The organism is Paenibacillus sp. FSL H3-0302, assembly GCF_037982245.1.
In the GTDB taxonomy this organism is placed as follows: domain Bacteria; phylum Bacillota; class Bacilli; order Paenibacillales; family Paenibacillaceae; genus Paenibacillus_AQ; species Paenibacillus_AQ odorifer.
Window position 1 is genome coordinate 763,602 of sequence record NZ_CP150284.1, and the last position, 21,340, is coordinate 784,941.

The window sequence follows — 21,340 nt, forward strand, 5'->3', positions numbered from 1 at the left end:
CGGAGAGATTTCAGGGTATTTCTCGGGAAATATTGCATAAGCGGCATTATGTGTCGTGTAGTAGGTAATAGAGTCAGATTCTTTCTTATAGTAATTTCCCAAGCTTTTAGATGTCATCACATTAAATCGCACGTACAACCCGAAGGAGGACTATTCAAAGTGAGTATCAAAAGAGCGCTAGTTAGCGTATCGGATAAACAAGGTATCGTGGATTTTTGCCGCGAGTTGTCTGCATTAGGCGTAGAGATTATTTCCACAGGTGGAACAAGCACGCTTTTGGCTAAGGAAGGTGTTCCAGTCATCGGTATTTCCGATGTTACAGGATTCCCGGAAATCATGGATGGACGTGTCAAAACCTTGCACCCGGCTGTACACAGCGGATTGCTAGCGGTTCGTGACAATGAGGAACACACGCGTCAAATGAAAGAGCTTGGTCTGGACTACATTGATCTGGTAGTAGTAAATCTGTATCCGTTCGCGGAAACCATTGTTAAACCGGATGTATCGTATGAAGAAGCCATCGAGAATATCGATATCGGCGGACCGACGATGCTGCGTTCTGCGGCGAAGAACCATGCTTTTGTAAGTGTAGTGGTAGATGCTAACGACTATGCTACAGTGCTTGAAGAGGTTCGCGCAGGTGGAGATACAACGCTGGAAACACGCAAACGTCTTGCGGCAAAAGTGTTCCGTCATACGGCGGCTTACGATGCCTTAATTTCCGATTATTTGGCTAATGTTACTGGCGAACCGCTTCCTGAGCGCTACACCGTGACTTATGAGAAAATTCAGGATCTGCGCTATGGCGAGAATCCGCATCAAAAAGCGGCTTTCTATCGCAAGCCTTTGGCTGCGGGGGATACTCTTACAGCAGCTGAGCAATTGCATGGCAAAGAATTATCCTACAACAATATCAACGATGCTAACGCAGCGCTGCAAATCGTGAAAGAATTTGAAGAACCTGCTGTCGTAGCCATTAAACATATGAATCCTTGTGGTGTAGGTGTCGGTGAAAGTGTATACGAAGCTTATCAAAAAGCTTACAACGCAGACCCAACCTCTATCTTTGGCGGAATTGTAGCCGCTAACCGGATTATCGATGCAGACACTGCTAATCTGCTGAAAGAGATTTTCCTCGAAATCGTATTGGCGCCAGGGTTTACGGATGAAGCACTGGAAATCCTTACGAAGAAAAAGAACCTGCGTTTGCTCAAAATCGGCAATCTTAGCACGGCTAGCGCGCGTAAGAGCAGCTTCGTAGTCACCTCTATTGATGGAGGAATGGTTGTACAGGAGAGCGATGTGCATTCTGTGAACCCGGATGATCTGCAAGTTGTTACGGACCGTAAGCCAACCGAAGAAGAATTGAAACAGCTGTTGTTCGGCTGGAAGGTAGTTAAGCATGTGAAATCTAATGCGATTGTATTAGCGGCGGATGATATGACAGTTGGCGTAGGTGCAGGGCAAATGAACCGCGTTGGCGCGGCAAAAATTGCGATTGAACAAGCTGGCGAGAAGTCCAAAGGATCAGTCCTTGCCTCTGACGCCTTCTTCCCAATGGGAGATACACTTGAAATGGCAGCTAAAGCAGGCATTACCGCAGTTATTCAGCCAGGCGGCTCCATTAAAGATGAAGAATCGATCAAGGTCGCGAATGAGTATGGAATTGCTATGGTCTTCACAGGCGTCCGTCATTTCAAACACTAGAACGCTGGGAGGATTTTATTCTAATGGATATTTTAGTGGTTGGCGGCGGCGGCCGGGAGCATGCGATTATTTGGAGCCTGTCCCAAAGCCCCAAGGTTGGTAAAATCTATTGCGCACCCGGCAACGCCGGGATCGCGCAGCTAGCAGAATGTGTGCCTATCGGTGTGTTTGAGTTCGACCGTCTGACGGCTTTTGCCAAAGAGAAGGAAGTAGGTCTTGTTGTAATCGGACCGGATGATCCGTTAGCAGGGGGCATTGTGGATGCTTTTGAAACACAGGCTATTCCTGTGTTTGGTCCACGTAAGAATGCAGCTGAGATCGAAGGCAGCAAAACCTTTATGAAGGATCTTTTGCACAAATATAATATTCCGACAGCAGCCTATGAAAAATTTGATGGCTATGAAGCTGCACTGGCTTACTTACGCGAGCAACCGCTGCCGATCGTAATCAAGGCAGATGGGCTTGCCGCAGGAAAAGGCGTGACCGTTGCCTATTCACGGGAAGAGGCAGAGCAGGCACTAGCTGATATTATGGTAACCAAAGTGTTTGGTGAGGCTGGTGCTCAGGTTGTCATTGAAGAGTTCCTAGCGGGTCAGGAAATGTCGATTTTGGCTTTTGTTGATGGAGAGACAGTTCGTCCGATGGCTGCCGCTCAGGATCATAAGCCCGCTTACGATGGAGATAAAGGTCCTAATACCGGTGGAATGGGTACCTATTCGCCTCTGCCGCATATCGACGAGGCGATTATCCAAGAAGCGATTGAGACCATCATTAAGCCAACAGCCAAGGCTATGGTAGCTGAAGGCCGTTCTTTCAGCGGCGTTTTGTTCGCAGGGCTGATGATTTCTCCAGAAGGTAAACCAAAGACCATCGAATTTAATGCCCGGTTTGGGGATCCGGAGACACAGGTCGTGCTGCCTAGATTGAAGAGCGACTTGTTAGAAATCTTTTTGGCAGTAACCGAGGGCAGACTTGCGGATATCGACATTGAATGGAGCGACGAAGCAGCGGTGTGCGTGGTTCTCGCTTCTGGAGGATATCCAGGCTCTTATCCTAAGGGAGTGCCGATCGAAGGGCTTGAGGACAGCCAAGGAGGGCTGATCTTCCATGCCGGTACAGCACGGGGGGCAGATGGCAGCTGGGTAACGAACGGCGGACGGGTCTTAGGCGTGGTAGGCCTGGGTGCTACGATTGCCGAAGCTCGTTCAGCAGCCTATGCTAGGGCTGAAGGAGTCTCTTTTTCCGGGAAACAGAATCGCAGCGACATCGCTATGAAGGCTCTGGTATAAGGATAAAGCACTGTATCTAGCAATTTTTTGCGCTTTAAGTCCTAAAAAAGGACTGACAAGTGATAGAAGAAGTGCTATAATACTACACGTACGGGGGAAAATGTGCGGATATATACAGATAAGGGCCTTTCCGATCATGGGAAGGCCCTTTTAAATCGGAGTCCTTCAGACTTTGTGCAGTAACCTTATAAAGGATGCCTCGTGCCTGAAAATGTTGATACTTATAGTGCATACTAGCGATACGCTTATGGCGAATGGCTACTCACAGATTTAAGGGGGAATTCGTTTTGAGTAAGATTGGAAGAAATGATATGTGTCCTTGCGGAAGCGGGAAAAAATATAAGAAATGCTGCCTAGGGAAAGAAACTTCTGCAGTGGAATCCATCATGCGACTGGTAACAACGGAAGAATCCGCTGCTACTGTGGCTGTGGCCGAGAAACCAGAAGCGGCAGCAATTCCTGAAGCTAAGCTTACCCTAACTACGCTCAAAAAAAAGGTGTCACGTGATCTGAAATGGGAGCATCCGGCGCATGAACAATTGGCTCTGCATCTTATTGAGACCATGAGAGACAGCTATGACCGGGAGCTAATCTGGGAAGGTCTGGTTCTATGGAATGGTTATTCCCGTCACATCAAGCCTGCAGTGAAGAAAATGGGCTCCTTCTGTGCAGCTATCGAGTTTATCTTGTCTGAGGAATATGGATTCCTTCAAACTCAAGCTGATCTAGCGATCAAACATGAGGTTACTGCACCTACCATCTCCAGAAAAGTTAAAGAGATGCTTAATTATATCGAACAGTACGGCATGGGCGGGGCAGAGGAAGAATTACTTTTGCTCAACGCTTCAGGCACTCCGAAGGATCAGGAACAGGCTTTGCTGCAAAAAGCAATGGAAACTAAAGCATCCAATCGCCGGATCCAGCTAGCAGAAGCGGCATTGGAAGTTTATCCGGACAGTCCGGACGCCTATCTCATTTTGGCTGAGGAAGCCGAGAATGAAGCAGATGCCCGTGCTTATCTGAAAGCAGGGATGGAAGCGGGTGCGCGTGAGCTTGGAGAAGCCTTTTTCACTGAGAACAAAGGACATTTCTGGGGTCTTTACGAGACACGTTCGTACATTCGAATCTGCAAAAGCTACGCTGACTCCTGCTGGTTTAGCGGAAACGCAGAAGAAGCTCAAAAGACGCTGGAGCACATTCTAGAATTGAACCCAGAAGATAACACAGGTGCACGTTACCTTCTAACGGCAACGTACCTTTACACTAATAAGCTTAAGAAGACCGAGAAGGTACTGGAGAAGTTCGGCAAGGATGCAGCAGCAACAGTAGCATATGACCGTATGGTTTTAGAATATAAGAAGAACGGGATTACTTCCCAGCTCAAAATGCTATACCGCGTGGCGAAGAATGTGAACAAGCATGTGCCAGATTATCTGTTAGGTATCAAAAGATTGCCGCATAACCTGCCTGATTTTGTAGGCGTGGGTGACGCTAACGAGGCTATCGAATATGTTATTGTACATTCACGTTTGTGGACAAGCTTACCAGACCTGGTGAAGTGGATGCTGAAGCAACAGGACTAGTAGGTTTCATAGCGTAGGGATAGCAAATATTAGTAAGAGACTATAGGGTTCCTTTAGTCTCTTTTTCTTTATCACTGATTAGGATGCTTGAAAAAATGTCCTCGGGAGAGTATGTTACAAGAAGTAGAATAACAGATAGATAGTGAGGCGAGAGGGTTATGAGAGAAGAGGAAGACCGAATCGTAGGAATGGAAGATATTGTGCGGGCTCATCACGTACTGCGTGAAGTCATAATCCGGACACCTCTACAACGTGATGCTGTATTGTCAGCCAAGTATGATTGTGATGTGTATTTGAAGCGCGAGGATTTGCAGATTGTACGTTCTTTCAAAATCCGCGGAGCTTATAATATGATTCGTAGTTTGTCAGCAGAAGATAGAGCAAAAGGGATTGTCTGTGCGAGTGCGGGCAACCATGCACAAGGCGTAGCCTATTCCTGTAAAGCGCTTGGAATTAAAGGCAAGGTCTATATGCCAAGCACTACGCCTAACCAGAAGGTTAAGCAGGTTCGGCGGTTCGGCGGTGAGTTTGTTGAGGTCATTCTGAAGGGCGATACCTTTGATGACGCTTATGATGAAGCACTGCAAGCTTGTATAGATCATGGGATGACGTTGATCCATCCCTTTGATGAGCCACGAATCATTGCGGGCAACGGCACCATTGCAATGGAAGTGATGGAGAGTCTGGACAACCCTGCAGACTTTATGTTCGTAACCATTGGTGGAGGCGGCCTGGCAGCGGGCATAGCCACCTATGTGAAGACAGTTAGTCCTTCTACCAAGTTGATTGGTGTGGAGCCACTCGGAGCAGCTTCTATGACGGAAGCGATTAAGCTTGGAGAAGTGGTGACTCTAAAGGAAATTAATAAGTTCGTGGACGGAGCGGCTGTAAAACGTGTTGGCGGATTGACGTACGATATTTGTTCCCGTCATCTGGATGACATCGTGATGGTGCCTGAAGGTAAAGCTTGTACCACGATTCTGGAACTATATAACGAGAATGCCATAGTGGTTGAGCCAGCAGGTTCGCTGCCTATCGCAGCGCTTGATCAATATCGTGATCAAATCCGCGGCAAAACAGTTGTCTGTATCATAAGCGGCGGCAACAACGATATTGACCGGATGCAGGAGATCAAAGAGCGTTCATTGATTTACGAAGGCTTAAAACACTATTTCATGGTGAACTTCCCGCAACGGGCAGGTGCGCTGCGTGAGTTCTTGGGCGAAATCCTTGGACCTCACGATGATATTACCCGTTTCGAGTATATCAAGAAGCATGATAAAGAAAATGGTCCCGCGCTTGTTGGCATTGAATTATTGTCAACGGATGCCTACGAACCTCTCATCGAACGGATGCAGCAGAAGGGCGTCGATTATGTAGAGATCAATAAGGATTCTAATCTCTTTAACATCCTTATTTAATTCTCGCATCCACTTCATAATCACGTTAATGAACATAAACAAGCCCGTCCCTATTCATTTCAGGGACGGGCTTTTGTGATTTCTTTATTAGAGAGGTAACGAAGTCTTACGATATTGCTCGACCTCATCGGTCAATTTATAGCTATTATCTTTCATTAATTTCATGAAGCTATCCAGCTTTTGTAGAAATGGGCTGTTGTCATTATTTTTGGTCAGAATACTGGAGTAAGCCTTTTGCGCCTCCAAATCCATTTCCAGATTGTCATAATGGAAGAGAGGAGTGTTATTCTGGCCGTAAAACGTATTATTCACGTACTTAGTATACAAGGCTTTTACAGCAGAAATTCGGTTTGATTTCGGATGATTTTGAATGAATTGCTCTTGAGATAAAGCTCTGGCTGCTACCTCAGTCCAGGCGATAACTAGCCCGTTGTCCTTGGAAGAGGGCAGGTCCGATTCGGTGGCCATAATGGTTATATAAGCGCTGATATCATTGGTGACGTATAGCTTATACTTGCGGTAAGCCCCATAATCGATCACCGGGAAAAAAGTACCCTCTGCGGTCTCCAGCTTATATCCGCTTTCGCTGGCACTTTTCAGCAGTGTACGCAGCTGGAGATCATCGGTAATAGCGGCAAGAGAAGACATGCTGGCGCCTGCTTTATAAATGGCGGTGAGCTTCCGCTGGACAGTGCTGGTACTGAATTTACTTTCCCAGGCTTGCAGCGCAGCTTTATGCAGATTCTCAAGCTTCAGCGTCATCATTGTTGCACGATACGAACCTACCGCATACATATTGGAGTTCAAATATTTTATGGCTTCGGGTAACTTGTCAGAGGTAGATAACAGCGGTAACGCAGCTTTATAGACAGCCTCTGCATGATTATTGCTAGCTGCTTGGGTTATTGCCTTAGCGCCTTCCCCAGGAGGGCTGGTAGCACCTTCGGCGTGAATAGCACTGGGCACTATGCCTAGCCCTAAGGCTATAGCTAGAACGGAGTAGAGAATATAATGCTTCTTAATCATGGAAGTTTCCCCCTATCTATCGGATGGAATAAAATTTTCAGCCTAGAACTTTATTTTTTGAAAAATATAAACTTCAGTCCCAACCCCCCAATGATGCACAGAATTAAGCTTACCCACGGGGATATTGTAATGACCGGAAATAACCGATCGAGGAACATACCGATAAATACAGCAGCTACTGCGATGCCAATATAGATGCCAAGGCTTTTTATATCAAAAGGTTTGGCACTGGGTGCATCGCTTTCCGACAAGGAAGACATCCATTTCATAATAAGTTCAATTAAGATAATAGAGCCTACTCCCACAGCGAGCAGGGTGAAAAGGCTGATCTGTCCGAACATTCCCGATGAACCGTCAGTCCATTGGAAGAAGAGTCCACCGATTGCCAATATCCCAAAAAGACAGGTCAGAGCTGCGCAGGGAATCATCAAGTAATAGTTCCATTTACTGCGCACCGGGCGCCCGGGAACACTGTCTATGATTTCTTTAAAATAATCGTGCGGATTCTCGCCGAATACTTGCTTGGCATTTTTCCCTTTACGTTGTTCCTTCAACATCAGCTTGGCCGCATCCAGCAAAAGTTCTTCTCCGCGCAGGGGTTCAATTCGACTGGCCCGCACCGCAAGAATCATATCTTCTAAATAGGAGCGATTGAAAGGCGTCAACTGCTCACGCAGGGCGTTATTTTCCTTAATCATATCTTTCACTTTCATAATTTGGATGTAAACCTCCAGTGTTGTTAATCGGTATAGTCTTTAACCTAGAGTATACGTTTGCATGACAGGTCTACGCAAGGACAACCATTTCTATGGCGATATGCATAATCCTTTTAGAAGAGTGAACACTGATAATGTTGTTGCTTGATCAATATAGCATTGGGAAAGGTTGGGAGCTTTATGGAACATGAGAACAAGAAAGAACAGGGAAGATCCATGGGCAACGGTTTCGAGCCTACGCCCAATAATTCAATGGGGGATTGGGGCGGCTCCGATGGATTCAGCATGTGGGATTCCGCGGAAGATGCTCCCGAGGGCTTGCTTAAGGATTGGGAAGGCAGCCATGAAACCCATGAGATGTTTAACGACAGCTACGATTGATTAACAACCCTGGTCATTCATCTCGAAAAAACAACAGAGCAGCGATCCTCCGATACTGGGGATCGCTGCTCTTTGTTTTTTGGTGGGGTTCTGAAACCCCGGAACCCAAACCCAAACCCAAACCCAAACCCAAACCCAAACCTCAAGCACCCCCAGACCCCCGGTTGTCGTAGCATCCATCTTTCGGACTCAGATGACGTTATTAGCCAAATTATCGCCTTTTCAGTACAGTTTCGGACCCCAGTGACGCTATTGCTCGAAAAGTAGCTCTTATTTGCTGTTTTACAGGGTGATAGCGACTATGGGGTCCGATAGAATTCAAAAAGTGTGCTAAATCTGCGAATAGGGTCTTCTGAGTCCGCTGGAGCTACTGAGTCCGCTGGAGCTACTGAGTCCGAAGGAGCTACTGAGTCCGCTGGAGCTACTGAGTCCGCTGGAGCTACTGAGTCCGAAGGAGCTACTGAGTCCGAAGGAGCTACTGAGTCCGATGAAGCTACTGAGTCCGAAGGAGCTGCTGAGTCCGATGTAGTTACTGAGTCCGAAGGAGCTACTGAGTCCGATGTAGTTTCTGAGTCCGAAGTAGCCGCTGAGTCCGATGAAGCTACTGAACTAGAGGGAGCTGCTGAATCCCGGATTGGCGGTTTCAATCCACTCGACGTGGGAGCCCTAGAGTCATGTTCATATCTTACGGGACACCCTGATTGTCGCGCAGACTCTAATGCCCAAATACTCCGTGCGTTTATTAAGAATTGTCCCCTTGCTGTTGACAATATGAACGAAATCTTTATAATTAGATTATAATTCATACTAAGTTAATCGGAATTCTAATAAATTAAAATAAATTAAATTATAAATATAAATATAAATATAATTATAGGAGGATGCGGCAATGGAACGGAATATTGTAATCCGGCATAACGGAGAAGAATTGACGGCGAGCATACATTACCCGAACAAAGAGAAGGGAACCTCTTCGCGTTGCAAGGATAGACTGCCATTAGCCGTGATCTGCCACGGATTTGTGGGGAATCGTATTGGCGTAGACCGGATTTTTGTGAAGGCTGCTCGTGAGCTGGCACAAGAGGGATATATGGTTATTCGTTTTGATTATGTGGGCTGCGGCGAGAGCAGCGGGAATTATGGCGGCGAAGACATGGAATCGATGATCGCTCAGACTAGAGCGGTGCTTGATTACGGAATTAGCTCTGCTGATGTGGACCCACAGCGCGTGACGCTGATTGGCCATAGCCTGGGTGGCGCGGTGGCGTTGCTGACAAGTATTCGCGATCGCCGCGTGAAGAATCTCGTGTTATGGGCCTCTGTTGGTTATCCTTTCAATGATATTGTGAAAATTGTAGGGCGGGAGGCGTATGATCGTGCTGTGAAGAATGGGTCAGCGGATTATGTGGGCTATTCGTTTACACCGGTATATTTTAATTCTTTGGCGGCTTTTCAGCCCTTCCAAGAAGCGAGCAAATTTAGCGGCGATGTACTCGTCATTCATGGCACCTCTGATGATGTCATTCCGGTGGATTACGCTTTTCTTTACCAGAAGCTGTTCTGGACACGTCCCGAAGGACGTTGCGACAAAGAGATCATTTTTCAAGGGGATCACACCTTTTCTTCTGGACCGGCGCAGCAGCAGCTGCTTAAGCGGACTATAGAATGGATGAACGAACAAGAGCATCTGCAGACAGAGTGGCAGAATTGGATGATTTAGGAGAAGGTTTTTATTCGCATTAACTTGCAATAAGCGGTAAAATAAAGATGCACACCATATACTGGGTTATGGAGGTTGGCATCCTATGAAATTACCGTCATTTTTTATTGCGCACGGTTCTCCGCTCCTCGCACTGGAGGATAACGAGTATACCCGTTTTCTGGAGCGGCTTGGTCAAGAACTTGAAGCGCCACGCGGTATAGTAGTTTTCTCAGCGCATTGGGATAGCCCTGAACAGCTACTTACCGTTGATGAACTGCACGAGACACAGCATGACTTCTACGGATTCCCTGAAGAAGTTTACACGCTGACCTATCCGGCCCCGGGCGATCCGGCCCTAACAAGACGGATTTCTGAGCTCTTCAAGGATAACAATCTATCACATCAGCCCGTTCTGGGGCGAGGACTCGATCATGGAGTCTGGGTGATACTGAAAAAAATGTTCCCGAACGCCGACATTCCGGTAGTTGCTTTATCCGTCGATTCCCTGCGCTCTCCCAAGGAGCAGTACAATATCGGGCGGATGTTAGCACCGCTTCGTGACGAAGGCATACTGCTGATTGGAAGCGGTGGACTTGTTCACAACTTGCGGATGCTAAGTGAAAGTGAGCAGCCTGAGGATTGGGCACTTGAATTCGATGCCTGGATTGCCAAGGGACTAGAAGCCTGGGATTTGCCTTCACTTTTTGCGTATGAGAAAAAAGCTCCACATGTACGCGATGCGGTTCCTTCTTATGGAAGAGAGCATTTTGCACCTCTCTTTTACGCGATGGGAACAGCGGATGGCAGCAGGAAGGCAGAGCGGATTTTTCAGGCTTATCAGTATGGGACATTAAGTCTTAATTGCTGGAAGCTAGACTAACTGAATGAATAAGAGACCCGCAGGGTGCAGCCCCAATGGCTGTACCCTTTTTTTTATATAAGAATTTATCTATTCCATGATATAAAATTTCCTTATGCTTGCTATGAAAAAAGGGAGAAGGTGATCAAGACAAATGGGACTGACTGTGATTAAATGGAAGGAATCAGTGAGTTTCATAAAACGTTTAGGAGGAACTACAAGCTTATGAAAGTAAATTGCTCTTCTTCCCGTCTATTATCTGCCATTGTATTGACCACCCTATTGCTCTCCGCTTGCGGAACACAGAGTGCAAATAATGAGATCACCCCGACACAGCAGCCTACCGCAGAGCCCACGCCTATCGAAACGATTCAACCCTCACCTACTATTGATCCCGCTGCTGAGCTCGTATCCGGATTAACAGGTCTTCCAGTTTCTGAAGACAGTCTTCCACGTCCCTTGGCCGTAATGATAAATAATGCTCCTGCCGCCCGGCCGCAATCGGGGGTTAGTGAAGCAGATATTTTGTATGAGATTCTTGCCGAAGGTGGCATCACACGTTTGATTGGTATTTTTCAGAGCCATACAGGTGTGGTGAAAATCGGACCGATTCGCAGCATCCGCCCCTATCTGCTGGATATTGGCGAGAGCTACGGCGGTGTGACGGTGCATGCCGGAGGGAGTCCGGCGGCTTATGCCATTTTGCAAAAAGAGAAAAAAGAAGATATGGACGAGATCGGCCGTGCCGGAGCTTATTTTTGGCGGGATAAAGCGCGAAAAGCACCACATAACCTGTACAGCAACGCAGCCAAACTGCGGGAAGGTGCCGAGAAGCTTGGGTTTGCGCAAAGTGTGAAGGTACCTGGGTATCTTTTTAACAATCCAGATTACATACCGGCGGACGGAGAGAAAGCCGCTGAATTTAGCATAAACTATCTGCTCAAAAGTTATAAAGTTGACTATAAATATGATCCTAAACGTCAGACCTATCAGCGTTATGTGAATGACAAACCTCATTTGGATCTAAATAACGATAATCCGGTGGAAGCGGCCAATGTGATGGTTATAGGAGCCGATCACAAAGTGCTTGATGATGTCGGAAGACTTCAGATTGATGTGGAGCTTGGCGGGGAAGCGTTGCTTTTTCAGCGGGGACAGGTCACCAAAGGCAGATGGTCGCGTGAACCAGAGGATGTGATCCGCTTTGTGAGGGATGGAAAAGAAGAGCTGATGTATCAAGGAATTACCCATATTTTGGTGGTCCCTAATGCGCCTTCATTTAGCAGTCATGTGGTATATGGCGGGGCGGATGGTACAACATAAGAAAGTCGGAATATCCAGTGTTATACAGATTTGTGTTCGGAATAATGGGTATGTGTTAATAGAGTGTAAAAAAGTTCATTTCTATAGCTTCTATACCTTGTACGGATATGATAAGATAACAAGGGTTGTCATTCATTTTCATGCTTTTTACATATGAATGGCTCTGTATTCACGGTAATTTTATGTAAAGGGGTTTAAAACAATGAAGTTGAGAAAAAAGGACATATTCTTTGAGACGCTGGAAAATATGGCCGATACTATTGTCCAAGCTGCAGATTATTTTGCTCAGAATATCACTGATCTCCGGAATAATGTCGATAATTTCGCTGCAGAGATGAAAAAGTACGAATCCCAATGTGATACTTACACGCACACCGTCATCAAAGAATTGAACAAGACGTTTATTACGCCGCTTGAACGTGACGACATTATGGACTTGATCACAAGCATGGATGATGTCATCGATGGTCTGGAGGCATCCGCCTCACGTTTCTATATGTACAACCTTCTTGACCCGGATGAATACATTGTGCAATTCGCCGAAATTCTTCGCCAGTGTGCTTATGAAATCCAAAAAGCGGTTCATTTGCTCTCCCAGAAGAAATTGTTGGCGATCCGTGAATATACAATCCGTCTGAATGACCTTGAGAATCAAGGGGACGAAGTGCTGCGTATTTGTACTAAGGTCCTGTTCGAAACTGTAAAAGACCCGATTGAGCTGATTAAACGCAAGGAACTGTATGAGCGGCTCGAGACCACTACAGACAAATGTGAAGATGTAGCCAACATGTTGGAATCGATCATCATGCGCAACTCATAAGGGGTACTAGAATATGGAAACATCTATATGGATTCTTGGAATTGTTATATTTCTCGCGCTTGCGTTTGACTTTATCAATGGATTCCATGATACGGCCAACGCAATTGCTACCTCTGTCTCAACACGTGCCTTAAAACCGCGAACAGCAATTATTATGGCAGCACTGATGAACTTTGTTGGGGCCTTGATGTTTACAGGTGTGGCCAAAAAAATCGGCGGAAGTATCACCGACCCGACCTTGCTTGAAAATGGGTTGGATATCATAATAGCCACGCTGATTGCTTCGATTATTTGGAATTTGATCACTTGGTGGCTCGGGATTCCATCCTCATCGTCTCATGCACTGATCGGCGCTTTAGCGGGTGCAGTATACGTGGGGGCAGGCTCAGCACACATCAATTGGGGCGGGTTTGTGGAAATTGTCGAAGGACTGATTTTCTCCCCAATCATTGCGTTTGTTATCGGTTATATTATCATGACCATCCTGAAATGGATCTTTGCTAAGCGTAGTCCGCATACGGTCAACAAGGGCTTCCGCTCTATGCAGGTCCTTACGGCAGCGTTACAGTCGTTCACACATGGTACGAATGATGCGCAAAAAGCGATGGGGATCATTACTTTTGCACTCGTTACCTCAGGACGTCAAGAAACTATGGATGTTATCCCTTTGTGGGTTAAGATAGCTGCAGCTACGGCTATGGCGCTCGGTACCTCCATCGGTGGTTGGAAGATTATTAAGACTATGGGTACGAAGATTTTCAAAATCGAACCTATTAACGGTTTCGCGGCTGATATTTCCGCGGCATCTGTTATTTTCTCAGCAACGCTGCTGCATTTGCCAGTAAGCTCAACGCATGCGATCACATCAGCGATCCTTGGGGTAGGCTCTGCCAAACGTTTCTCTGCAGTGAAATGGGGAGTAGCCGGACGTATTGTGGTCACTTGGTTCATCACGATTCCAATCAGTGCGGTATTAGCAGGTCTGATTTTCAAAATCATTTTTTAAACACCCTTTAATAAAGATGTCAGTTAGCCATTGGGCTGCGGACATCTTTTTTTGTTGTGTGGACATGAGGATGGGTGAAGAATGTACGGTATAAATCCCGTAGAAATGACGAAGTTTGGCGCTAGAGGGGGAATGTACGGTATAAATCCCGTAGAAATGATGGAGTTTGGCGCTGGAGGGGGAATGTACGTTATAAATCCCGTAGAAATGACGAAGTTTGGCGCTGGAGGGGGAATGTACGGTATAAATCCCGTAGAAGTGACGAAGTTTGGCGTCGGAGGGAGAATGTGCGGTATAAATCCCGCAGAAGTGGCGGAGTTTGGCGTTGGAGGGGGAATGTACGGTATAAATCCCGTAGAAGTGACGAAGTTTGGCTATGGATGGGGATTGTGCGGTATATATCCCGTAGAAATGACGAAGTTTGGCGTTGGAGGGGGAATGTACGGTATAAATCCCGTAGAATTTACGAAATTCGAGGATGGTGACAAAAAGAAGAGCATAATTGCCCTAGAATTGGAGACACTTCGTCGAAGAAGCAGAAAGAAAGGCATAAATGCCTTAGAATTGGTGAACTAACGTCGAAGAAGCAAAAATAAAGACATAAATGCCTTAGAATTAGTAGAATAGGGTCGAAGAAGTAAAAGGAAGGGCATATATGTCTTAGAACGATGGAACCTGACTTGTATGAGGTTGGACCAGCCCAACTTAACACATTTCAAGGGAACCCAGCGCACCTAAATCCAGTCCATCGTAACGTAACCTAGCCCAAATTAAATCAGCACTGTCCAACTTGTCTCATTTCAGCAGAATCGAGCACATCGAAGTCCAGCCCTGCACAAAGTAACCTAACACAAATTAACTCAACAGCCTAACGTAATACATTTCAACGGAATCCAGTGCACCCAACCCAACCCAACCCAACCCAACCCAACCCAACCCAACCCAACCCAACCCAACCCAACCCAACCCAACCCAACCCAACCCAACCCTTACCTTTCTCCCTGCTTTTCTGCCGTCGAAGAATATCGCCTTATTTCCATTATCCCGCCCGCACTCAACTTGAACTTTACAGTCAAGAATTGCATCCCTATCCCACGGTCACTATCAGCCCAAAGTAAAACATATGTTACTTACGGTAAATGAACGCGAGGCGATGAACTTAATCTTTTGCGAAATCAAGGTCCGTCTGCTTACGATCGAAGGGTTGTTTACCATTCCTAATGAGCACCTTTTCACCAACTAATTAGTGAAAATAGCGATAGTAATTCACAGCTATGAATTCATCTCACTCATAAACCCGATACCGACAGCAGAGAATAAGGATAGCTCGCCCCCCGCACAACTAACCTTACACAAATGAATGGAGCATTAACGAACGACGAAGCACCAAATGTTTCTTAGTCTAGCTTGAGCGGTGCTGCTGGCTATGTTTTTTGCTTTTTGGAAGAGTTGTCTTCTTGCTGTACAATAGAGGCGTGGAAGAAGATGAAGCGGAGGAACATTTATGATACGTACACTTGTTGTCACACATAAAGGTGAGGTGCTGACAGAGATCCCTCTGCAAAATATCCGGCTGGAGGATTATGCTTGGATATGGGCAGACTTTGCTACGCCTACGCCAGAAGAGACGCTTTTGCTGGATCAATATTTTCATTTTCACCCCTTGGCGATAGAGGACTGTATGCATGTATTGCAGCGGCCAAAGCTGGATCATTATGAGAATGTGCAGTTTTTTGTGCTGCATGCGCTGAATGAGCGGACGTTGGATGCTGAGGAGGTTGACCTATTTTTAAGCGCGAACTTTCTTGTCTCCTATCACCATCAGGAAAAAGCAGAGATGAATGAAGCGTGGGAACAAGTGAAAAGCGAAATACATAGTCGAAAAGGCTGGTCGGGTGGGCCGATGGCAGCTGCATATACGGTGATGGACAAGCTGGTGGACAAGTATTTTCCATGTCTCTACAGTTTAGAGGACGAGCTTGCGGATCTGGAGAGCAGCGGCAGCAGTGAGTCGGTGGAGGAATTGATGAGCCAGGTGTTTGGCGTGCGCGGAAGGCTGCTCAAAATGCGGCGGACGATTGTGCCGATGCGCGACTTGATGTACCGGATCGTGAATTCACAGCATGTCCAGAGCAACGGCGAGGAACGGATTTATTTTGGCGACATTTATGACCATCTGCTAAAACTCTCCGATATGATTGAGGCTGATCGGGAAATGACAGCGGATTTGCGTGACAGCTACATTTCACTCAATTCCAACCGGATGAATTCGATTATGAAAACACTAACGGTAATCACCACTGTATTCATGCCGCTGACGCTTATCGCCGGGATCTACGGGATGAACTTTGTGAAGATGCCTGAACTAGAGTGGAAGTATGGTTATTTTGGTGTGCTGCTGTTTATGGTGGTGGTTGGTTTTGGGATGTTCCGATGGTTCCGACGGAGTGGCTGGTTTAAGTGAAAATAGAGCAGAAGCGCCAACAGCAAATCTCTTTCCCGCGAGAATTGCTGTTTTTCTGATACATAGCTAGAAAACGTCACCGCTATTTGCGGCGACGTTTTCCGGTGGAAGAAGTAGAGCGCCGGCGAGTAGTTGTAGTAGATTTGCGACGGGGTGAGGTGGAGCGCTTTTTTTTGCGGCGATTAGGACTGTACAGGGCGGCATCCTCTTCGGCGGCTAGTGCGCCTGCTGCGCCTTTGTTTTTACCGAAGCTACCCATGAACAGCTTAACCATTGGAGCCATCTGCTGGAAGCCGGACATCACCTTTTGTACTTTACCCATAGAGTTTACGATCCCGTCAATGCCGCCCATACGATCGATGATACCTTTGATTTGCTCCATATTCCCACCAATTCCGCCACCGCCGCCTAAGCCGCTGAGCAGTCCGGCAAGCCCGCCGCTTGCCTTTGTTGCAGCTTCAGCTGCAGGGAGCGCTAGCGCAGTTTCGGTGGCAGCTTCTGCTCCTAAAGCAGGAAGGATTCCGGTCTCACCTGGGAGAGCTGAGGGCGCATATGAGCTGAGGCCAGGATAGGCAGAGGCATTATACGAATCGCTCAGTGAACGCTGATTCCGGCGGGAATGATTATAGTAATGATCAGGCATAATATCACATTCCTTTGTTAGTGGTCTGCTATACTGTATGTCATGGGCGAACATACGGTATAGACGAATGCCCGGGTAATAGGGATAGGAGCGGAAAAGGGCGTATGCCTATAAACAGGTTAAAGTAGTGAAGAAACCGTGTACGAGCTTGATTTTCGGCGCTTTTGTAGTACTATAGTGTAGGCGATAATTCTTATGTAGAGAAAAATACTTGTATTGGGGTACATAAATGGTGTGCGCGTGGGGTGGACGTTTGTCCATCATTTTCGTTCTTTACAGCGTGAAATCGTTAATGCTTGAAAAATGCGCTCCAGTGCAATATAGTAAAGGCAGGATAGTGACATTAGGTTGATGTTTCCGGAGCTAGTTTTGTACGGAGCTTAATCAGAGAAACTAATGCTGATAGAACTTTTAGGGGATGAAAAATTGATGCAACTTAAGAAGTTAAATGATAAAAGTATAGACCAATTATTTGAAGCCATTTTAACATTAAAGAATATGGAAGAATGTTATGTTTTCTTTGATGATTTGTGCACCGTGAACGAGATTCAATCGCTGTCGCAACGACTGGAAGTAGCGCGTATGCTTGGCAAAGGTTCGACCTACAATCAGATCGAAGCAGAGACAGGAGCAAGTACAGCTACTATTTCCCGTGTAAAACGTTGCCTGAACTACGGAAATGATGGTTATAAATTAACGCTGGAACGTTTGGGACGCTAATTTATGGTACCGGGCGTACTTATTATCAGTCACGGCTCCCGCGACGAGGTTTGGGTGTCGATCGTGGAAGAGGCCGTAAGCGAATTATCGCTAGATGAAGAGATGCCAGTGGTGATCTCTTTTTTAGAGCTGGTAGAGGGCCGTCTGATTCAAGATGGAATAAATGAACTGGAACATGCAGGGGTCACAGATATAATTGTGATCCCATTGTTCGTTTCCTCGGGAAGCACACATGTCGATGAAATAGAATATGCACTAGGGGCTAAACCTGCACCTGAACGTGAGACCGATTTAGAGCCGTTCCACGTGAAGGCTAAGGTTCACTATGGTTATCCTGTCGACGATGACCCGGACATCGCTGTGATGATCTGGGACAAGCTCCGTAAGCTGTCTACGGAACCTGAACGTGAGACGATTCTGTTGGTAGGTCACGGCAGCATTTATGATGGCTTCCGCCAGCGTTGGCAGCAGGGCATCTCTTCACTGGCAGGACGTGTACGTGAGGTGAGCGGCGTAGCGGCGGCCGATTATGGTCTGCTGAATCCGGACAGTGTAAGAAGCAAAGTGGAGTATTGGCAGGAGCAGGGTCACGAGGTATTGGTGGCGCCGCTTTTTTTGAGTGAAGGTTATTTCACTAAACATGTGGTTCCGAACAGACTTAAAGGGTTAACCTATAAGTATTCTGGCCAGACGCTTTTGCCGCACCCGCTACTTGCGCATTGGATTGAGAGACAGGTAGAGACACTCCTCGAACAGATTCGAAAAAAGAGTTAAAAAGTTTCCTTTTTAGCCCACTTAATCATGAAAAATAGTGCCCATTTCCGTGGATAATACGGGATTTGCTGCATAGACATATATATAGTTATTTTTGCCTAATAAGGTGTCGTGAATTGTTTTATAATGGAATATTTACGATAAATGTCCTCTGACATTGATTGTAGTGGTCCGAATTAGGTATAATCAATTAGGTTATTCTATTATAAAAAACAGGTGGCGTTCCGGTAATGAAAACTGCGAGATTGATTTATAATCCCACTTCTGGACGGGAAGAAATGAAGAAGCGGCTCGCCGACATTTTGGACCGGCTGGATACGGGTGGCATTGAAGCCTCCTGCCATGCAACGACCGGAGAAGGCGATGCTATGTTAGCTGCTGCGGATGCAGTAGAGCGCGGTTATGATCTAATCATAGCAGCCGGTGGGGATGGCACTTTAAATGAGGTTATCAATGGTATGGCGGAGAAACCTAATCTCCCCCCGCTTGGCGTATTGCCACTTGGGACTACCAATGATTTTGCACGTGCGATGGGGATCCCGAAGAATTGGGAAGATTCCGTTGATTTGATCCTTCGTCAAGAGTCGCGTCCGATTGATATCGGTAAAGCCAATGATCGTTATTTCATTAATATAGCAGGCGGTGGCAGTCTAACCGAACTGACCTATGAAGTTCCCAGTAAGCTGAAGACCATGATAGGGCAGCTTGCGTACTATTTAAAAGGTATTGAAAAAATGGTCAGCCTATCTCCTCAGGAACTAATCATTCGTGCCAATGGGCAGGAGGTTATTCATGATGAGTTTATGCTGTTCCTGATTGCAAATACGAATTCTGTTGGCGGCTTTGAAAAGCTTGCTCCCGGCGCTCGAATCGATGACGGTCTGTTAGATGTTATTGCGGTTAAAAAATGCAACTTGGCAGAGTTTGTCCGTTTGGTTAGATTGGCCCTTCGTGGCGAGCATTTGCAGGATAAAAAGGTTGTGTATTTCCGTACGGATGCAATGGATGTAATCTCTCCAGGGCATGTCCAATTGAACTTGGATGGAGAACTTGGCGGAGAGCTGCCGGGTCGTTTTCGGATTTTGCCGCAGCATCTGCGGATTTTTGCTCAGAATAATTAGGTTGATTGAAAGCAAGAGTGTGGGATTATACAGCGATGATAATGAAAGAAGTGAACTATAAATAATGAGTAAACACCGCAGTGGACGCAGCACCAGCCGCCCAGCCGGCAAGGCGCCTGTCGCCGGACTGCCTGTGAATAAAAATGATGAGGTTATGCTCGATATTATCGGCATGACCCATGAAGGTGAAGGGGTAGGCCGCGTAGAAGGCTTTACCCTTTTTGTGCAGGGAGCCCTTCCCGGAGAGAAAGTCCGGGCAAGGGTGCTCAAGACCAAAAAGCAGTATGGCTACGCCAAACTGCTGAATATAGTAGAAGCGAGCAGCGCCCGCATCGCGGCGCCTTGCGAGATCTATGACCAATGCGGCGGCTGCCAACTGCAGCATATGGACTACACTGCTCAGCTGGCGTGGAAACGGCAGCTGGTGGTGGACAACCTGGAGCGGATTGGGAAGCTTCGGGTGAGTGGTGGCGGGGATAGCGGAAAGAGCAAAGAGAATGAAGCTGTTGAGAGTCAGATAGATAGTGCTAACGATGGTGGCATCGTGGATGGTACGACTGATGGCGCTGGAGTAGCTCAGACAGATGGCATTCTTGTTCGCCCTACACTCGGCATGGACGAACCTTGGCGTTACCGCAACAAGGCTCAGGTACCAATTGGCGTAACCGAAGGTGGCCTTGTAGGCGGTTTTTACGCACGGGGAAGTCACCGTATCATCGATATGGAGACGTGCTTAATCCAGCACGAAGATAATGATGACGTTGTGCGCAAGGTGAAAGACATTGGCAGAGAACTTGGCATCTCTGCTTATAGTGAAGAAACCGGTCGTGGCCTGCTGCGTCATGTCGTCGTGAAGAAAGCTTTCCGCACCGGTGAAATGATGGTCGTCCTCGTAACCAACGGCCGCGACATCCCGCATCTGGACGCCTGGATTGGCAGCATCCGCGAACAGCTGCCGCATGTAGTCAGCATGTGCCAGAACGTCAACACTCAGCGTACGAATTTCATCTTCGGTGGCGAAACCCGCGTCCTGTGGGGCAGAGACGTCATCTATGACTACATCGGCGATGTACAGTTCGCTATCTCAGCGCGTTCGTTCTATCAAGTGAACCCGGCACAGACTGAGGTGCTGTACGGAAAAACCGTAGAATACGCCGGACTGACTGGCAATGAAACGGTTATCGATGCCTATTGCGGCATCGGTACGATCTCCCTCTTCCTGGCACAGCACGCAGCCAAGGTATATGGAGTAGAGATTGTGCCTGAGGCAATTGAGGATGCTCGGGCGAATGCGAAGTTAAATGAGATGAAGAATGTAGTGTTCGAGGTTGGTGCCTCTGAGGATGTAATCCCTAACTGGAAAGAGCAGGGGATTACGGCGGATGTTATTGTGGTCGATCCTCCGCGAAAGGGTTGCGATCCGCGACTTTTGGAGACGATCCTGGCTATGAAGCCGGAGCGTGTGGTGTATGTGTCGTGTAATCCGTCGACACTGGCAAGAGACTTGCGGGTGCTCGAAGATGGAGGGTACAAGACAGTGGAGGTAACTCCGGTGGACATGTTCCCGCATACGGTGCATGTGGAGTCGGTGGCTTTGTTGGTCAGGGATGTAACAGAAGAATGTAAATGAAAACAAGGCGAAGTCGAGAGCGCAGCTGCAGCAAGAGTATGCAATGACCAGTCATATTCGCCCGGAAACTTCGGACACTGAAGTATTACGAAACGCCGAGCAGAGGATAATATCATAAAATATATTTGTAAAAACTTTGGCGAGTAACATAAAAC

The 21,340-nt window shown here is 47.0% G+C and carries 20 protein-coding genes; 17 read left to right on the plus strand and 3 right to left on the minus strand.

What is annotated here, in order from left to right; translation table 11 throughout:
* The first annotated feature begins 159 nt into the window (after positions 1-159).
* The 4 genes from purH (at position 160) to ilvA (ending at position 6,000) form a co-directional block, all read left to right on the plus strand.
* Complete coding sequence (gene purH, locus MHH50_RS03350; protein ID WP_340033930.1) at positions 160-1,707, plus strand: bifunctional phosphoribosylaminoimidazolecarboxamide formyltransferase/IMP cyclohydrolase; 1,548 nt, start codon at positions 160-162, stop codon at positions 1,705-1,707.
* 23 nt (positions 1,708-1,730) lie between these two features.
* A complete protein-coding gene (gene purD / locus MHH50_RS03355; RefSeq protein WP_340033931.1) occupies positions 1,731-2,996 on the plus strand; it encodes a phosphoribosylamine--glycine ligase in 1,266 nt (421 codons plus the stop codon).
* Positions 2,997-3,283: 287 nt separating this feature from the next.
* Positions 3,284-4,579 (plus strand): SEC-C metal-binding domain-containing protein, encoded by a 1,296-nt coding sequence (locus tag MHH50_RS03360; RefSeq protein WP_076279484.1) that lies wholly within the window; start codon positions 3,284-3,286, stop codon positions 4,577-4,579.
* A gap of 158 nt (positions 4,580-4,737) precedes the next feature.
* The gene (gene ilvA, locus MHH50_RS03365; RefSeq protein WP_076104158.1) at positions 4,738-6,000 is read left to right on the plus strand and encodes a threonine ammonia-lyase IlvA; all 1,263 of its coding nucleotides are present in this window, start codon (positions 4,738-4,740) and stop codon (positions 5,998-6,000) included.
* An 87-nt stretch (positions 6,001-6,087) separates the two neighbouring features.
* Here the strand turns inward: ilvA and MHH50_RS03370 are convergent, their stop codons facing one another.
* Together MHH50_RS03370 and MHH50_RS03375 are read right to left on the minus strand one after the other, a co-directional pair.
* Positions 6,088-7,026, minus strand: coding sequence for a hypothetical protein (locus MHH50_RS03370; protein WP_081383423.1), 939 nt, complete (start codon positions 7,024-7,026; stop codon positions 6,088-6,090).
* Positions 7,027-7,076: 50 nt separating this feature from the next.
* The gene (locus tag MHH50_RS03375) at positions 7,077-7,739 is read right to left on the minus strand and encodes a DUF1129 family protein (RefSeq protein WP_340033932.1); all 663 of its coding nucleotides are present in this window, start codon (positions 7,737-7,739) and stop codon (positions 7,077-7,079) included.
* Positions 7,740-7,922: 183 nt separating this feature from the next.
* Here MHH50_RS03375 and MHH50_RS03380 point away from each other — a divergent pair, with 183 nt between their 5' ends.
* The 9 genes from MHH50_RS03380 to corA all read left to right on the plus strand — a co-directional run bounded on the left by MHH50_RS03380 (position 7,923) and on the right by corA (position 16,297).
* The gene (locus tag MHH50_RS03380; protein ID WP_036680885.1) at positions 7,923-8,123 is read left to right on the plus strand and encodes a hypothetical protein; all 201 of its coding nucleotides are present in this window, start codon (positions 7,923-7,925) and stop codon (positions 8,121-8,123) included.
* Positions 8,124-8,450: 327 nt separating this feature from the next.
* Positions 8,451-8,924 carry a hypothetical protein gene (locus MHH50_RS03385; RefSeq protein WP_340033933.1) on the plus strand — a complete coding sequence of 158 codons (474 nt, stop codon included), beginning with the start codon at positions 8,451-8,453 and terminating at the stop codon, positions 8,922-8,924.
* Positions 8,925-9,012: 88 nt separating this feature from the next.
* A complete protein-coding gene (locus MHH50_RS03390; protein ID WP_076195105.1) occupies positions 9,013-9,843 on the plus strand; it encodes an alpha/beta fold hydrolase in 831 nt (276 codons plus the stop codon).
* Positions 9,844-9,928: 85 nt separating this feature from the next.
* Entirely contained in the window at positions 9,929-10,705 is a 777-nt protein-coding gene (locus MHH50_RS03395) for a class III extradiol ring-cleavage dioxygenase (protein ID WP_038568677.1), read from the plus strand.
* A 204-nt stretch (positions 10,706-10,909) separates the two neighbouring features.
* Positions 10,910-12,007, plus strand: a complete 1,098-nt coding sequence (locus MHH50_RS03400) for a DUF3048 domain-containing protein (RefSeq protein WP_076305709.1) — start codon at positions 10,910-10,912, stop codon at positions 12,005-12,007.
* Positions 12,008-12,209: 202 nt separating this feature from the next.
* Complete coding sequence (locus MHH50_RS03405; protein ID WP_036686871.1) at positions 12,210-12,827, plus strand: DUF47 family protein; 618 nt, start codon at positions 12,210-12,212, stop codon at positions 12,825-12,827.
* 13 nt (positions 12,828-12,840) lie between these two features.
* A complete protein-coding gene (locus MHH50_RS03410) occupies positions 12,841-13,833 on the plus strand; it encodes an inorganic phosphate transporter (protein ID WP_036686873.1) in 993 nt (330 codons plus the stop codon).
* Positions 13,834-13,914: 81 nt separating this feature from the next.
* A complete protein-coding gene (locus MHH50_RS03415) occupies positions 13,915-14,409 on the plus strand; it encodes a hypothetical protein (protein ID WP_340033934.1) in 495 nt (164 codons plus the stop codon).
* 928 nt (positions 14,410-15,337) lie between these two features.
* On the plus strand, positions 15,338-16,297 hold the full coding sequence (gene corA, locus MHH50_RS03420) for a magnesium/cobalt transporter CorA (protein WP_340033935.1): 960 nt from the start codon (positions 15,338-15,340) through the stop codon (positions 16,295-16,297).
* A gap of 82 nt (positions 16,298-16,379) precedes the next feature.
* On the opposite strand, the gene MHH50_RS03425 is transcribed toward corA, so the two are convergent.
* The gene (locus tag MHH50_RS03425) at positions 16,380-16,940 is read right to left on the minus strand and encodes a hypothetical protein (RefSeq protein ID WP_038568686.1); all 561 of its coding nucleotides are present in this window, start codon (positions 16,938-16,940) and stop codon (positions 16,380-16,382) included.
* Between the two features lie 429 nt (positions 16,941-17,369).
* On the opposite strand from MHH50_RS03425, the gene MHH50_RS03430 reads away from it, so the two are divergent.
* From MHH50_RS03430 to rlmD, 4 genes are all read left to right on the plus strand, one after another.
* Positions 17,370-17,660 (plus strand): YerC/YecD family TrpR-related protein, encoded by a 291-nt coding sequence (locus MHH50_RS03430; protein ID WP_019913624.1) that lies wholly within the window; start codon positions 17,370-17,372, stop codon positions 17,658-17,660.
* Between the two features lie 3 nt (positions 17,661-17,663).
* Positions 17,664-18,434 carry a CbiX/SirB N-terminal domain-containing protein gene (locus tag MHH50_RS03435; RefSeq protein ID WP_076306661.1) on the plus strand — a complete coding sequence of 257 codons (771 nt, stop codon included), beginning with the start codon at positions 17,664-17,666 and terminating at the stop codon, positions 18,432-18,434.
* Between the two features lie 230 nt (positions 18,435-18,664).
* Positions 18,665-19,555 carry a diacylglycerol kinase gene (locus MHH50_RS03440; RefSeq protein WP_036680719.1) on the plus strand — a complete coding sequence of 297 codons (891 nt, stop codon included), beginning with the start codon at positions 18,665-18,667 and terminating at the stop codon, positions 19,553-19,555.
* A 64-nt stretch (positions 19,556-19,619) separates the two neighbouring features.
* Positions 19,620-21,185, plus strand: a complete 1,566-nt coding sequence (gene rlmD, locus MHH50_RS03445) for a 23S rRNA (uracil(1939)-C(5))-methyltransferase RlmD (protein WP_340033936.1) — start codon at positions 19,620-19,622, stop codon at positions 21,183-21,185.
* Positions 21,186-21,340: the final 155 nt, after the last annotated feature.